Origin of the sequence: Psychrobacter sp. AOP7-A1-24, assembly GCF_052376235.1 — a bacterium.
Taxonomy (GTDB): Bacteria; Pseudomonadota; Gammaproteobacteria; order Pseudomonadales; family Moraxellaceae; genus Psychrobacter.
This window is the reverse complement of record NZ_JBQSVM010000014.1, coordinates 63,947-78,548: the sequence shown is the minus strand read 5'-3', so window position 1 is coordinate 78,548 and position 14,602 is coordinate 63,947. Positions and strand designations below refer to the sequence as shown.

General features: G+C 42.6%; 11 protein-coding genes. 5 read left to right on the top strand and 6 right to left on the bottom strand.

Annotated features, from left to right (window positions below; translation table 11 throughout):
• The first annotated feature begins 272 nt into the window (after nucleotides 1-272).
• Nucleotides 273-1,895 (top strand): aminotransferase class I/II-fold pyridoxal phosphate-dependent enzyme, encoded by a 1,623-nt coding sequence (locus ACT3QQ_RS06910; protein WP_444527421.1) that lies wholly within the window; start codon nucleotides 273-275, stop codon nucleotides 1,893-1,895.
• A 119-nt stretch (nucleotides 1,896-2,014) separates the two neighbouring features.
• Here the strand turns inward: ACT3QQ_RS06910 and ACT3QQ_RS06905 are convergent, their stop codons facing one another.
• Both ACT3QQ_RS06905 and ACT3QQ_RS06900 read right to left on the bottom strand, forming a co-directional pair.
• Entirely contained in the window at nucleotides 2,015-3,622 is a 1,608-nt protein-coding gene (locus ACT3QQ_RS06905; protein ID WP_444520633.1) for an inorganic phosphate transporter, read from the bottom strand.
• Nucleotides 3,623-4,181: 559 nt separating this feature from the next.
• Complete coding sequence (locus ACT3QQ_RS06900) at nucleotides 4,182-5,867, bottom strand: ATPase (protein ID WP_444527420.1); 1,686 nt, start codon at nucleotides 5,865-5,867, stop codon at nucleotides 4,182-4,184.
• Nucleotides 5,868-6,156: 289 nt separating this feature from the next.
• On the opposite strand from ACT3QQ_RS06900, the gene ACT3QQ_RS06895 reads away from it, so the two are divergent.
• From ACT3QQ_RS06895 to ACT3QQ_RS06880, 4 genes are all read left to right on the top strand, one after another.
• Complete coding sequence (locus ACT3QQ_RS06895; RefSeq protein ID WP_444527419.1) at nucleotides 6,157-6,867, top strand: FFLEELY motif protein; 711 nt, start codon at nucleotides 6,157-6,159, stop codon at nucleotides 6,865-6,867.
• A gap of 91 nt (nucleotides 6,868-6,958) precedes the next feature.
• On the top strand, nucleotides 6,959-8,059 hold the full coding sequence (ubiE, locus tag ACT3QQ_RS06890) for a bifunctional demethylmenaquinone methyltransferase/2-methoxy-6-polyprenyl-1,4-benzoquinol methylase UbiE (protein WP_444527425.1): 1,101 nt from the start codon (nucleotides 6,959-6,961) through the stop codon (nucleotides 8,057-8,059).
• 101 nt (nucleotides 8,060-8,160) lie between these two features.
• Nucleotides 8,161-8,865, top strand: coding sequence for a ubiquinone biosynthesis accessory factor UbiJ (locus ACT3QQ_RS06885; protein WP_444527418.1), 705 nt, complete (start codon nucleotides 8,161-8,163; stop codon nucleotides 8,863-8,865).
• Nucleotides 8,866-8,967: 102 nt separating this feature from the next.
• The gene (locus ACT3QQ_RS06880; protein WP_444527417.1) at nucleotides 8,968-10,629 is read left to right on the top strand and encodes an ABC1 kinase family protein; all 1,662 of its coding nucleotides are present in this window, start codon (nucleotides 8,968-8,970) and stop codon (nucleotides 10,627-10,629) included.
• A gap of 121 nt (nucleotides 10,630-10,750) precedes the next feature.
• Here ACT3QQ_RS06880 and ruvB read toward each other — a convergent pair whose 3' ends face one another.
• From ruvB to ACT3QQ_RS06860, 4 genes are all read right to left on the bottom strand, one after another.
• Nucleotides 10,751-11,734, bottom strand: a complete 984-nt coding sequence (ruvB, locus tag ACT3QQ_RS06875) for a Holliday junction branch migration DNA helicase RuvB (RefSeq protein WP_444520627.1) — start codon at nucleotides 11,732-11,734, stop codon at nucleotides 10,751-10,753.
• A gap of 176 nt (nucleotides 11,735-11,910) precedes the next feature.
• The gene (ruvA, locus tag ACT3QQ_RS06870; RefSeq protein WP_444527416.1) at nucleotides 11,911-12,531 is read right to left on the bottom strand and encodes a Holliday junction branch migration protein RuvA; all 621 of its coding nucleotides are present in this window, start codon (nucleotides 12,529-12,531) and stop codon (nucleotides 11,911-11,913) included.
• Nucleotides 12,532-12,609: 78 nt separating this feature from the next.
• On the bottom strand, nucleotides 12,610-13,647 hold the full coding sequence (gene fba / locus ACT3QQ_RS06865; protein WP_444523182.1) for a class II fructose-bisphosphate aldolase: 1,038 nt from the start codon (nucleotides 13,645-13,647) through the stop codon (nucleotides 12,610-12,612).
• Nucleotides 13,648-14,029: 382 nt separating this feature from the next.
• The gene (locus ACT3QQ_RS06860; protein ID WP_444527415.1) at nucleotides 14,030-14,416 is read right to left on the bottom strand and encodes a hypothetical protein; all 387 of its coding nucleotides are present in this window, start codon (nucleotides 14,414-14,416) and stop codon (nucleotides 14,030-14,032) included.
• Between the last annotated feature and the right edge of the window lie 186 nt (nucleotides 14,417-14,602).

Below are 14,602 nucleotides of genomic sequence, written 5' to 3'. Positions count from 1 at the left end.
GTTAAATATAGCAAATTATTTTTAGATAATAATGGGTAGAGATGTAATTTGAATATCTATTACATCTTATGGTCTATATAAAAAATTTGATAAAGAATAAGGATGAACTAAGAACTAATTGCAAGTTATACTTGCAATACATAGTAAGTCTGATTGTAAAATTATTTGCAAACTACCTATTAATGCAATAATATCTTGCATTAAGGTTTAAACAAAATGCATAGTTTATTTCTTCACCGAATAATTACTGGTTAATAAAGGCTCAAACAACGATGTCTGACGACAATAATAAAAGTACGCAAGCGGAACGACTGGTACAGTTACGCCGTGACAAAGGATTTACGGCAGAGCAGCTAGCACAAGCTATGACAGCCGCTGGTGCAAAAGTCAGTCGCGGAGCTATCTCAAACTGGGAGCGAGGTACCAATGGCATCGTCTCATCCAAACTGCCTACGCTCGCACGTATTTTAGGCTGTAGCGAAGGATATCTGTTGCGTGGTGACCTCAAAAACGAGGCTATTGATACACAAGCTCTATCATCTTCTACAGAGTGCAAAGAGCAGCAGAAAGTAGAAACAGCCAAATCTTCTTCTACGATATCCATCAATAATAGTCAAAATACACAACCTAACCCTATAACCAATTCGATAAACGGTCATGCTATGAACACAATTAAAAAATCTGATAAATTACAAAACGTTTGCTATGACATTCGTGGTCCTCTTCTACAAACTGCCAATAAAATGGAAGCAGAAGGCAAACGTATATTAAAACTAAATGTGGGTAATCCAGCGCCCTTTGGCTTAGAAGCGCCTCATGAGATTTTGCGCGATGTCTCTATGAACTTACCTGAGGCAACTGGCTATTCAGACTCGCAAGGAATTTTCTCAGCGCGTAAAGCTATTTTGCAGTATTACCAATCTAAAGGTCTGCTATCAGCTGTTGATGTGCGTGACGTATATTTGGGCAATGGAGTCTCTGAGCTTATTGTCATGACTATGCAGGCACTGATGAACGATGGTGATGAAGTCCTAATTCCGATGCCAGACTACCCGCTTTGGACGGCAGCGGCAAACCTTGCTGGCGGTACAGCAGTTCACTATCGCTGTAATGAAGAAGACAACTGGCATCCTGATATTGAAGACATCAAGTCGAAAATTACGAGCAAAACTAAAGGCATCGTGGTTATTAATCCAAATAACCCGACAGGCTCCCTTTATAGTGATGAGTTATTAAAGCAAATCATCGAAGTCGCTAAAGAGCATGATTTGATCATTATGGCTGATGAGATTTACGACCGCATTCTTTATGATGATAGTGTACATACCCCGATGAGCACTCTAACTGACGATGTGCTAGTACTCACTTACAATGGCTTGTCAAAGTCACACCGTATTGCAGGGTTTCGCTCAGGCTGGATGATGGTATCAGGCCGTAAGCAGCACGCAGCTGACTTTATTGAAGGTTTAGATATGCTAGCATCCATGCGTCTTTGCTCTAATGTGCAAGGGCAATACGCTATTCAAACAGCGATGGGTGGGCATCAGAGTATGCAAGACCTAACTTCTGAGAAAGGTCGCTTATATAAGCAACGTGAAATGGCAGTATCACGTCTCAATGCTATTAAAGGTATTTCCTGTACTATGCCTCAAGGCGCGTTTTACTGTTTCCCAAAAATGGATCCAGAGGTTTACCCTATCACTGATGATATGGACTTTATGATGGATTTACTCGTTGAAGAAAACGTATTGATGGTCCAAGGTACAGGATTCAACTGGGATAGACCTGACCATTTCCGCTTGGTGTTCTTACCTAACTTGCATGATTTAGAAAATGCGATGGATAGACTGGATAGGTTTTTTGCGAAGAAGCGCCAACAGTTTGGTACTGACTGAAAACTGAACTATTAGTTTGAAAAAAACGCTTATTGGTATAATACCAATAAGCGTTTTTTATTGTGCTGAGCTTAGTTATTAAAACTCAGTTATGGCCATTCACTTACAAAGACAGCGCATCAAAAGACGTTGCTCAATACAATATAACTGATAGCAGACATGGTAGCCGCTGCAGGCAGCGTCACTACCCAAGCTAACCCAATTGGTTTCATAAGCTTCCAGTTAGTATCTCTGTTGACGATACCGATACCGAGTACCGCGCCTACTAGCGTATGCGTACTTGAAACAGGCAGACCCATAGTCGATGCGCCCATTACAACCGCAGCAGCAGCCAGCTCAGCTGAAAATCCTGACGCTGGATGCATTTTCGCTAGATTGGTACCAACCGTTTGAATCACTTCTTTACCTATGAACCAAAGGCCAACGATTAGTGCAACACCAAAGGTCAACATGACTGCAGGTGGCACTGCAGCTTCGGTGGCGATACTATTAGTACGAATCACATCCATAATGGCGGCAAAAGGGCCAACCGCATTGGCGATATCGTTTGAGCCATGACTGAAGGCAAAAGCTGACGCGGTAAAGACCTGCATCCAGCTAAACATAATAAACGTCGCTTTGGTCAAATCTTCTTTGTGCTTACCGCGGATACTTTTGGTATAGATATAGGTCGCTAACCATACTAGCGCCGCTATCATTCCCATAATCAAAAAGCCCTGCAGTGTGGTTAGGCCACTATTAACATTTTTTAGACCTTTAAATACGACGAGAGCCGTCATCACCGCACCACCTGCGGCAGCAATGAGAGGAACCCATTGCTTAAGTGCTTTTAAGGTATCAAGGCTACTGCGCTCATTCTCAATATCATAAAGCTTTTTATAGTAATCCGTTTCTAAATCCTCAACGACACAATCATCATCTTTATAGATTTCTTGATCGCGTAACATCGCTGACGTATAAGCCAGTTGCTCAGACTCTGTCAGACCATCTAAAAACTCTTTGTGATTCTGTTTTAAGACTTTTTTATTGCCTTTTAGTGTCGCAATATAGGCTTCAGTTTTGTCATTATATTCGATGATATTTTTCTTGATTTGTCCATACAAAAGATAAGACAACACGCCACCTAATAACGGTGACAGCACCCAAGAAATAGCAATCGTTCCAACCGTTCCCCAACTCACTGTTGATAACGCCATATCAGTACCACCCAATGTGATACCAAGTACGATAGAGCTACCAACGACGCCGCCAATAATGGAATGCGTGGTCGAAACCGGTAAGCCTTTTTTGGTGGCAAACAATAACCAAAATGCTGCTGCAACCAACGCGGAGAGCATGACATAAATAAATTGGTTAGGTGTCACCGTTAGACCATCTAAGTCAACGATGCCTTTTCTGATCGTGTCAGTAACTTCGCCACCTGCCAGCACAGCACCGGATACTTCAAATATTGCAGCAATGCCCAATGCCTGAGGAATGGTTAAAGTGCCTGCACCTACCGAGGTACCAAAAGAGTTGGCGACATCATTCCCACCGATATTGAATGCCATAAAGACACCAAAAGCGGTCGCCACAATGAATAGCGTCGTTTGCTGACGCATGGTGTAATCTAAACCCCACCATAAAAAGTAGGAAGTCATCGCAATCAGTAAAATGGCAAAAAATAGATTTATTCTCGTAGAGCCAATTGGCTTGACTGACTCTGTAGAACTGCTGCTAATACCCATACGTTAGTACGTCCTGCGTAAGCTGATTAAAATTATATGAGGTTAATAATATTGCTCTGCTACTCACAGTGCTTATTACGGTATCTCATGAAGTAGCATATATAAAACATACTGCTAACAGATCTTAAACCGATTAGAGCGAAAATAAGTAATACATCCCTCAATGTGTCATAAAGCCGCAAGTGATATTGCTAAATCGTCTGATTACAGCATCTTGCGGCTCATATATTTCATAGTGATATTTGTATTACCAACAGCTATTGTAACAATTTTTGTCATAATTATTAAGATATCTATACTAAATAACCAAGACATGTTATCTGCTAAATAAAAATAATTATTTAGTAGAAGCTATTGTGCGCACTATTATATTGAATATGAGCACATAATGCATGATGATATTGCAAGATTTGTAACTGCGAGTGTATACGGATAAGACCACACTCTATAAAAGACAGGACGACTCGAATATGTTTCGAACAGTCCTATTTAGAAAACACTTGAAAAATACAGTTATATAAACCTATGAGAGTACTTACGCTTCTAGCATTTCTAACAGCTATTTGCTTTCAATAAATGCCAACAACTGCTCAATAGCATGATCTAGCACGTCTAGACGCGCCTGACGCTTTTCATTAGTCGCAATAACACACCATGGAGCTGTCGTTGTATCTGTACGTGCCAGCATATCTGCTGCAGACTGCACATAGTCTGACCATTTATCACGATTGCGCCAATCATCATCTGTCAGTTTGAACTGCTTATGCGGTGTGTCTTGACGATCTTCAAACCGTTTAAGCTGTTCTTTTTTATCAATCGCTAGCCAATATTTAATAACCAACGTTCCTGCTGCTGCTAAGTCCGCCTCAAAACGATTGATTTCATCATATGCTCGCTGCCATTCATCAGTAGACGCAAACCCTTCGACACGTTCAACCAGCACGCGTCCATACCAAGTACGATCAAAAATGGCAATACGGCTGATACGGTTCGTTTGCTCGTCAGGTAATCGTGTCCAGAATCGCCACAAGTAAGGATGTTGGGTCTCATATAACATCGGCGCGCCAATATTATAGATTTGATACTCGCGTGGATCTAGCGGTGCAACCAACCTCTTGATTGCGCCGCCCTTTCCGGCAGCGTCCATCCCTTCAAAAGCAAACACCACATGCTGACCTTGGCGTGCACGTAGCAACTCAGCAAGCCGTGCTTGCTTCTCTGCCAATGCCTCACGATAGTCAGACTTACTGATCTTCTTGTTCTTGATAGATGTCAGCTGCTTAGGTATCGGTACAGGTTCAAACTGTTTTTGTTCAATATCTGACTCAAATTCTTGCGTTTTGGGATGAGGATGGTTTTCTGATGTTTCATTATCCTTGATATCTATATGGCTACTCGCCAGCGCGGTTTGCATAGCGTTTAATACTAGATGGCAAAAGTTATCAGCAGCCTCTACTTTATCATCGCCATCAATGATGACCCAGTCACCCTGCTGACGCAGCAACGTTGCAGCTACTTCGTTAAATTTTTCGATAACTTGCTTATCGTTCCAGTCAATTTGATACAAAAATTGCGGATCTGCTTCACTATCTTTTAAGCGACTATGCAACGTTTCGATATCAACATGAAACCAGCATTTTAATAATTTGGTCTGGTTAGCGACGAGATCCTTTTCAAACGCTTTTAGTATGTCTAACTGCTGCTGTAGATACTTTTGCCACTGAGCAATAGGAAGCGAGCTGCTATCTGTTTGATCTTCGTTATTTGATAACACTTCAGGATTTTCACTATCTGATGTCGCTAGTCGCATGACATTGTACAATAGGTCCGCATACCAGTTGCCAAAATATACCATGACATCACCGTGGCGCGGCATTTCGCTAGTATGCGCTTGCCAAATAGGTTGATACTCTAATGGCGAATGACCAATGGTTGCCTCAACTTTAAGCAGCCTTGGATCTACCCATTGTCTCAACTGTTTGACAGCAGTACCTTTGCCCGCCTGCTCCATTCCATTAACCAACACTAATAGGCCTGTTGGTTTATTGAGGGTCGGCGGCGTTTGCTGGCGAGTGGCTTTTAAAGCATACTGAGCCGTTACCAATGCCAATCTAAGTGAATCCTCATCCAATGAAAACTGACTCAAAGGATTGGGCTTTAGACGTTGCTCTACAACTTGCTCATTAAATTGTGTACTTACCGCTTGTGGTGCTTTTGGTTCAGTAGTATCATTTTTTTTAGACATGCTTACACTCGCTATTATTGTTATTAGGCTGTTTTACTATTGAATGACTTAAGGGATAGCTTTCAATATTTCTATCTCATTACTCATTTTTATCTCGTTTAATCATAGCACTGCGCTAATTGAGTAAATAATATTGCTGTGTAACAGATTGGTATTTGTATTCTTAATTATTTTCTTTTAAGGTGAACACAATTTTGGGTATAGGATAAACCGTTGTTGAGAACCTCATAACGCTGAACCACCATACCCAAATTTGATAACATTATTTACTTCTACAGGATTCACTGCCATGACCGCTTTAGCTGATTTACAACAGCATTTGACACGTTTTTGGGCGATGCCTCATCACCAAGATGATGAATTAAATGCTAAGCTCAAAGAAGTGCAATCATGGCAACAAGCACGTCTCAAGCAGACACACTGCGAGTTATTTGAACAACCTAAGAATAAGCTGATGGCAGATTACTTCCTCACTCAATTATATGGTGGCGAAGAGTTCAAATTATTGGCCGATCAGTTGGCTCGTATTCTACCAAAAGCGAAAAAGCTAGAACGTTTTGCTAGAGAGTCAGCTTTAGAGGCTGGTAGTATGGGTATTCAAGCGGCGATCTTTGCTATTGAGCTAGACCTGCATTTAGCCCAGTGGCTACTCGCTCAAGATTTACCAGTGAACGAAGAGAACATGCTAGCCGCCTATCGTACTGTCGATGAAGAAAGCGAGCGACGAGTGCAGATTGCCAATTTAAAAGACGTCTGTTATCGCACAGACAAACATCTCAATTCGTTTATGCTCAAAAAAGCCTTTACATTAGCAAAAAACACAGCCTATCGTCATGGCTATCAACCGCTTTATGATTTTATTGATACAGGCTTTAAGGCTATGAAGCCTCTGAGCAGCGTCAGCGATTTTATCGAGCCATTCTGTAAGCGTGAACTATCCATTATCGATCAGGTTCATACGGATAATGGCAGTAAGCCGATAGCGTTTGGTGTATCATAAGCTCAATATGATAAATAGCCAGTTGACGCTTACTATTTAACGATTTTTTTTCGATAAAGACAATCATAAAAATAAATCCCAGGACAACATGATGACTGATAATTTAAAAGATAGCAGCGCTCATTCTAATCAAGCCACAACGACCAATGGTCATCTGCAAGACAAACTGGTAAAAGACAGTATTGCTCATAATCAGCAGATTAGTGCGCAGATACTACGCAATCAAACAACCAATGTCATGCCGAGCAAGAGTAACAGCCCTGTTAATGATGACAATAGCGACTTTACTAAAGTTCAAGACCTACCAACTGGAACGCCTCAAGGCCAACAAACTACTATGCCAAACAATGACAATACGACTCGCACAAACACGTCAGAACAAACAATAAAACGAACGCTATTCAATCAACGTGATGACATCAATAACCCGCATACGTCTGAGACAGATGGTAATGAGCAAACGCATTTTGGCTATAAGACCGTCAACAAAGCGGAAAAACAAGCACGTGTGGCTGACGTATTTACCTCTGTCGCCAAAAAATACGACATCATGAATGACTTAATGTCATTTGGTATTCATCGTCTATGGAAACGCTATGCGATTAGTTTGTCAGGGGTACGTGCTGGTCAGCATGTACTCGATATCGCTGGCGGCACAGGTGATTTAGCCAAAGTATTTAGCCGTGAAGTCGGTAGAAATGGCCATGTGGTACTGTCTGATATCAATGCTGCGATGCTAGAAGTGGGCCGTGAACGCTTAATTAATGCTGGTTGTAATAATGTTGACTTTGTATTGGCAAACGCTGAGACTTTAGCACCATTTGATGACGAAAGCTTTGATTTAATAACCATTAGCTTTGGTTTGCGTAATGTTACGGACAAAGATGCTGCGCTAAAGTCGATGTATCGTGTCCTAAAGCCAGGTGGTCGTCTCTTAATTTTAGAATTCTCAAAACCAGTATTTGAGCCACTATCTAAAGCCTATGATTTATATTCATTTACCGCATTGCCAGTGATGGGTAAGCTGATTGCAAACGATTCTGAAAGTTACCAATATTTGGCCGAATCGATTCGTATGCACCCTGATCAGCAGACTCTCAAAAAAATGATGCAACAAGCTGGGTTTGAGAACTGCGATTATCACAACCTGACGGCTGGCATTGTGGCTGTCCATCGTGGCTTTAAAGCGTAGCGATGAAGTACGACTAATAAGACTGTACTGAACCTAACACGAACCCACTATGCGCTGATGCAGCTAATGCAAAGGCGCTCATTCAACGATGCGGGAGCCTTATGCTGACTGTCCTCCTATTAGCTGGTGCCGAAAAGCTAATTAACATTGCCATTGCTAGTGATGATATTACCAAAGCAAGTTTAGCGCCACTTGCAGGTAAGGTCTTACGTTTCAATATGGGAATGCCTGAGATTCATTTAGACATCTTGTTCACTAATGAGCGTTTACGCTTTGAGCCGGTCACGACGGAGAGTGTATTTGAGCCAAGTGGCCAGATGAACGAGCGCGAAAAAGCCAGTATGGATCGCGCACGTTTTGGTCACAGTCGTCCAGATTGTACTATCACCGTAGATAATGCCGCTCAACTGCTCAATCTGATGCGCGGTGCTGAAGGTAACCTGCCAATCGCTGGTGATTACAAAGTGCTAATGCAGCTCAAACAACTGATTGCAGGATTTGATCCCGATGTAGCTGGACAGCTTGAACCATTCATTGGTAAACCAATGGCTAGCCAGTTACACCTTCTTATCTCTCAGCTCAAAGGTAGCTGGCGTCATAGTGCTAAGCGTGCCTTTGATGACGTCAGTGATTGGGCCAATGATGTGGCCGGCAATAGCACACCTAACCCTGCCGAGGTTACTGAAGTAAATGATCTTAAGCAGCAACTGTTAAAATTGCGTGCTGACATAGAACGAGAAGAAGCCAAACTTGCTGCTATCAAAGAAGAGCAAGCGCAGTTCCTTAACAACTCGTTTCATCAGTAGTCAATTACATCAATCATAAATAAGCGCTATGACCGATGGCACTATTTATGATTAAGCACGATACCTACCCTATCTTCGTCTTTGTTTAGAGTACTCAATCTCATGCTATTATCGCACCGCGCTCGTCTACTTGAGCTTTGGCGTATCGCCGCAATGTATCGCCTTGATACCCATCTTTCTATCGAAGAAGCACCGCAGCTGCAACCTTTGGCGCGATTAATTCGCATACATCCAGCAGCATGGGGCAAAAAGCACCAACCAAATGCGATTAAGTATGCGCTTGAGGACATGGGTACGCTGTTTTTGAAGCTTGGCCAGTTACTCTCAACGCGTCGCGACTTGGTACCGCCTGAGGTTATTGCTCAATTGGTTCAGTTGCAGGATAAAGTTAAGCCTTTTGACGCTGATATTGCTGTCGCTCAAATTCAGCATCCTAAACATGGTCTTGGTCAACCTGTTGAAACCTTATTTGCTCGATTCGATATCAAACCGCTAGCAGCAGCTTCTATCGCCCAAGTTCATACTGCTGCTCTACATGATGGGCGTGAAGTCGTGGTAAAAGTAGTTCGCCCTGATATTCGTACTGTGATTGTATCTGATTTTGAGCTATTGCGAGAGTTGGCAAGTTGGGCATCTGCACGTATTGAAGCGGCACGCGCAATACATATTATAGATATTGTCGAAGACTATCGGCAAGTGATGCTAAACGAGCTAGATTTAACGCTTGAGGCTGACAATACTACTCAGATGCGTAATAACTTCTTGGGTTCAGCATTGATGTACGTACCTGAAGTATACGATGCTGCCAAAAACGTGATGGTCATGGAGCGTATTCAAGGTGTTCCTATCTCACAAGTTGAGATGTTTGATCAGTTAGGCTATGACCGTGCATCGCTTGCAGAAAAAGGCTTAACGATATTTTTTACCCAAGTCTTCCGTGACAATTTCTTTCATGCTGATATGCATCCAGGCAACGTGTTCGTAGAGACCCCGCCTGTACAAACGTTGCATGCAGGTATGGCAGCAGTTGATTTAGGTCATGAACCACGCTATATCGGGCTTGATTGCGCCATCATGGGCACTTTGTCAAAAGACGATCAGCTCATCGTGGCGCGGATGTTACTTGCCGTAACGAACAACAACTTTACCGCTGTCGTTGATATCGTCAGCCGTGCAGGTTGGATACCGCCGAACGCTGATAAGCATGCCTTGATGCGTGATATGAAACGTACCGTCGGTCCTATGCTACAAAAATCAATCGATGATATCGACTTTGCTGGCGTACTGATGCAGATTTTAGACATTGCACGTAGACATCATATGAGTATTCCACCACAGCTAATGCTTCTGCTAAAGACTTTGGTTCATGTAGAAGGACTCGGACGTGATTTATATCCTGATCTTGATATTTGGTCACTTGCCAAACCAATACTAAGCAGTTGGATTAAAGAGCAATTAGATCCTATGCGTAATCTACAGCAACTACGTCAGCAGTTGCCTGAAATGCTCCTATCTACCACCGATATTCCCAAACTATTAGATCAAGGACTACAAAGCCTTGCATCACAGGGTTCTCGCCAAGACAGTCAACTACGTGAAATACAGCAGATTCGCGCTGACATGCTCAATGACCGTCGTCGCGATTGGTTGGCACTAGCTGGGTTTGCTATTTTCATTGCAGTTGCTACGCAAGTTATCGGTTGGCTATCACCCATATTTTATATACTGGCTGTCTTGGTAGTTGTTTGGCGTATCTTGGCTTAAAGACCAGCTTTGTCTTTTATTTGCTTAATTCAGAAAAGCCACCCATCTTTGGGCTCACACAAAAAAAATGCGTCTACTTTCCATGAAGAGTAGACGCATTTTTTATGTTAAATACTGATTATTATAACATCTGATCAATTGCCATCTGTGTCAGTACACGGCCACGAGCAGTACGCAGCACATAACCTTGTTGAATCAGATACGGCTCAATTACATCTTCAAGAGTGCCACGGTCTTCAGCCATTGCTGCTGCCACTGCTTCAACACCAGCAGGACCACCATCAAAACGCTCATGTAAGATCTCAATATAACGTCTATCTAAGTGATCGAGGCCGCGTCTATCCACTGCCAACATATCCAGCGCACTACCAGCAATCGCACCATTGATGCTACCATCACCTTTTACCTCGGCATAATCGCGTACACGGCGTAATAGGCGGTTAGCAATCCTTGGTGTACCACGTGCACGGCGCGCAATCTCTACCGCGCCATCTTCACTCATTGGTACACGCATCAAACGGGCTGCACGACTGACGATCGTCGTTAGGTCAGTAATATTATAAAACTCGAGGCGCTGTACAATACCAAAACGATCTCGTAGCGGCGACGTCAGTAGCCCTGCTCTAGTCGTTGCTGCTACCAAAGTAAACGGCGGCAAATCAAGCTTGATAGAACGCGCAGCAGGTCCTTCACCAATCATGATATCTAACTGAAAATCTTCCATGGCTGGATAAAGTATCTCTTCAATAACTGAGCTTAGGCGATGAATTTCATCAATAAACAGCACATCACCCTCTTCTAGGTTGGTCAGCATAGCTGCCAAATCTCCTGGGCGCTCAAGTACAGGCCCTGAAGTAGAGCGCAGATTACCACCCATTTCACGAGCGATAATATTAGCAAGCGTTGTCTTACCCAAACCTGGTGGGCCAAATATAAGTGTATGATCTAGCGCTTCGTCACGGCCACGAGCTGCACCAATGAACACTTCCATCTGCTCACGTACGACTGGCTGACCAATATATTCAGCCAATAAAGCTGGTCGGATATTGGCATCAGGGGCATCATTCGCGCCTTCTAGCGGATTAATTAAGCGATCTTGCGTCATAGAATTTATCATTATATTAAAAATATTAGTTAACAAATAGCATAACCAAACGCTGTGCATAAGTCATGCAAAACCTTATTAAGCGAGTACCAAAACGAAAATAAGCGACATTTAATGTCGCTTATTAATTTAATACATTATGTAGTTATCATCGTTAAACGGCTAGTTAATATCAATTAAAAGCCCGATAATTGCTGCAAAGTAGCTTTTAGTAGACCTTGAGTATCAGCAAAAGTATCCCCTTTACTCTTGGCAGCTTTAATCGCTAGCTGAGCTTCTTTTTCTTTGTAACCTAAGCTAATCAACGCACCTTCCACCTCGGCAATGATGCTGCCTTCGTGAGAAATCGTCGTTTCTTGAGGCGTCAACTCAAACGTACCACTATCAACCTCGATATTTTTTAGCTTATCTTTTAGCTCAATTAATAAACGTTGCGCCGTCTTTTTACCAATACCTGGGATACGAGTCAATGCCGTTTCCGACTCTTGCTCGACATGCATTTTTAGCTCAGCCGCAGACATTGCAGATAGCATAGCTAAGGCCATTTTTGCCCCAACACCGTTAATTTTAATTAACTGGCGAAAAACATCACGTTCTTTTCGGTCGATAAAACCATAGAGCAATTGGGCATCTTCGCGAACATGGAAGTGTGTCCAAATGTTGGCTTGTTCATTAATCTGTAACTGGCAAAATGACGGCAATGGCAGTTCGATATCATACCCCACACCAGAGGTCGTCATGATACAAGCCGTTGGCGCCATCAAGTACCGCACCTGTCCGGAAATCAATCCAATCATTATTTACGACCTCTTTTGTAAGATATTATAAAATCAGCTGCTACTTCGTCATTAATAGCTACTTTCTCCCACACAGTCTTATTGGTAAAACTTCACCATACCTTCAAGACTGGTTGGGCGAATTTTATGTGCTTGACCTGCAGAGCCAAATGCTTCAAAACGATTGGTACAGATATCTGACATCGCTACCATAGACGCTTTGAAGTATTTACGTGGATCAAATTCGCTTGGATTTTTTGCAAGGAATTCGCGAATAGCGCCAGTTGATGCCAAACGTAAATCCGTATCGATATTCACTTTACGCACACCATGCTTGATCGCTTCTACGATTTGCTCAACTGGTACACCATAAGTTTCGCCGATATCACCGCCATTTTCATTAATCACTTTTAACCATTCTTGCGGCACTGATGACGAGCCATGCATAACAAGATGGGTATTAGGAATACGGGCATGAATCTCTTTTACGCGCTCAATAGACAAAATATCGCCTGTCGGTGGACGTGTGAACTTATAGGCACCATGGCTAGTACCGATAGCAATCGCTAACGCATCGACATTGGTATCTTTTACAAACTGCTCAGCTTCATCAGCACTGGTCAAAAGCTGCTCATGATCTAATACACCTTCAGCGCCAGAACCGTCTTCTTCACCAGCCATACCAGTTTCAAGACTACCTAGGCAACCGATTTCGCCCTCTACAGAGACGCCACAAGCATGTGCCATTTTAACGACTTCGCGCGTGACGCTAGCATTATAATCATAATCCATTGGCGTTTTACCATCTTCACCCAGTGAGCCATCCATCATCACTGATGAAAAACCTAATTGAATTGAGCGTTGGCAGATAGCTGGTGACATACCATGATCTTGATGCATTACCACTGGGATATGTGGCCATTCTTCGATTGCAGCGATAATCAAATGACGCAAAAATGCTGACCCTGCATAGTTACGTGCACCTGCACTGGCTTGGACAATAACAGGTGAATCACAAGCATCCGCAGCCATCATGATTGCACGCATTTGCTCTAAGTTATTGACGTTAAAGGCAGGAACACCATAGCTGTGTTCAGCGGCATGATCTAGAAGTTGACGTAAGGATATTAGGGCCATAAGACGCTCTCTGATTAGATTTTGAATAGTATTTTAAAAATAGTTTCGCAACAATCATTCCACTGTATATTCGACCATACTGACAGTACATAGATGAGTAAAAGTCTGCATAATTTCGGGTATGACTACTACGCGATGATTATAGCAAAAATTGTTCTGTCTTCGTAGCGGTTGACCGACTATTTGTCAGCCTATACAGTCTCTTCATGTCAGTTCGGCTTTTATAAACGGTTATGGTGACATACAATAAAAAAGCCTTGGCAATCACCAAGGCTTTTTTAATATTTTGAGGCTTATAAAGCAATGACCATTCTTAGAGGTTATCTATAAATTGATAGCAGCCCAATAATTCAGTCATTATAATGCTTAGTTATCACGTAGCTTAGTACTGTTGCTCTGCATCAACTGCAACATCATTTGCGCCTTCAGCGACAGCGCCAGCACCATCGGCAACAGCTGAGGCAGTGCTTTCGACTGCATCGTTAGTAGTTTCAGCAATAGCATCACCAGTGTTTTCTAGAGCGTCTGTTGCAGCAGCACCAGCAGTGTCAGCGCCTTCGGCAACTTCAGTACCAGCGTCTTGAGCAGCAGCTTCAGCTTCAGCAGCAGCAGCGTCCGTTTCAGCGGCAGCAGCATCGGCGTTTGCAGCAGCATCATCGCCAGCAGACTCAACAGCAGCTTCAGTGTTTTCTTCTGTTTGTTGGCTGCATGCAGTGACTGCAAAAGTACCAGCAAGTACGCTAGCAAGTAATAAATGACGTTTTAACATAATAAACCTCTCGTAAATAATGCATGTCAAAATACATGGTCGCACTATTTTATAGAGTGCGAGTTGGACATGCAATAATAATTTTCAGTATATAAACAAATAAATAATGCTTAATAATAACCAATGATTATTGCTCTTACTCGAGTCAATACAAACAAGCCAAGCAATAGCCAAAATATTATTTTT

Bases quoted from the DNA above. Each gene is read 5' to 3' on its own strand.
- ACT3QQ_RS06910 (WP_444527421.1), top strand. From the start codon at position 273: ATGTCTGACGACAATAATAAAAGTACGCAAGCGGAACGACTGGTACAG.
- ACT3QQ_RS06905 (WP_444520633.1), bottom strand. From the start codon at position 3,622: ATGGGTATTAGCAGCAGTTCTACAGAGTCAGTCAAGCCAATTGGCTCT.
- ACT3QQ_RS06900 (WP_444527420.1), bottom strand. From the start codon at position 5,867: ATGTCTAAAAAAAATGATACTACTGAACCAAAAGCACCACAAGCGGTA.
- ACT3QQ_RS06895 (WP_444527419.1), top strand. From the start codon at position 6,157: ATGACCGCTTTAGCTGATTTACAACAGCATTTGACACGTTTTTGGGCG.
- ubiE (WP_444527425.1), top strand. From the start codon at position 6,959: ATGACTGATAATTTAAAAGATAGCAGCGCTCATTCTAATCAAGCCACA.
- ACT3QQ_RS06885 (WP_444527418.1), top strand. From the start codon at position 8,161: ATGCTGACTGTCCTCCTATTAGCTGGTGCCGAAAAGCTAATTAACATT.
- ACT3QQ_RS06880 (WP_444527417.1), top strand. From the start codon at position 8,968: ATGCTATTATCGCACCGCGCTCGTCTACTTGAGCTTTGGCGTATCGCC.
- ruvB (WP_444520627.1), bottom strand. From the start codon at position 11,734: ATGACGCAAGATCGCTTAATTAATCCGCTAGAAGGCGCGAATGATGCC.
- ruvA (WP_444527416.1), bottom strand. From the start codon at position 12,531: ATGATTGGATTGATTTCCGGACAGGTGCGGTACTTGATGGCGCCAACG.
- fba (WP_444523182.1), bottom strand. From the start codon at position 13,647: ATGGCCCTAATATCCTTACGTCAACTTCTAGATCATGCCGCTGAACAC.
- ACT3QQ_RS06860 (WP_444527415.1), bottom strand. From the start codon at position 14,416: ATGTTAAAACGTCATTTATTACTTGCTAGCGTACTTGCTGGTACTTTT.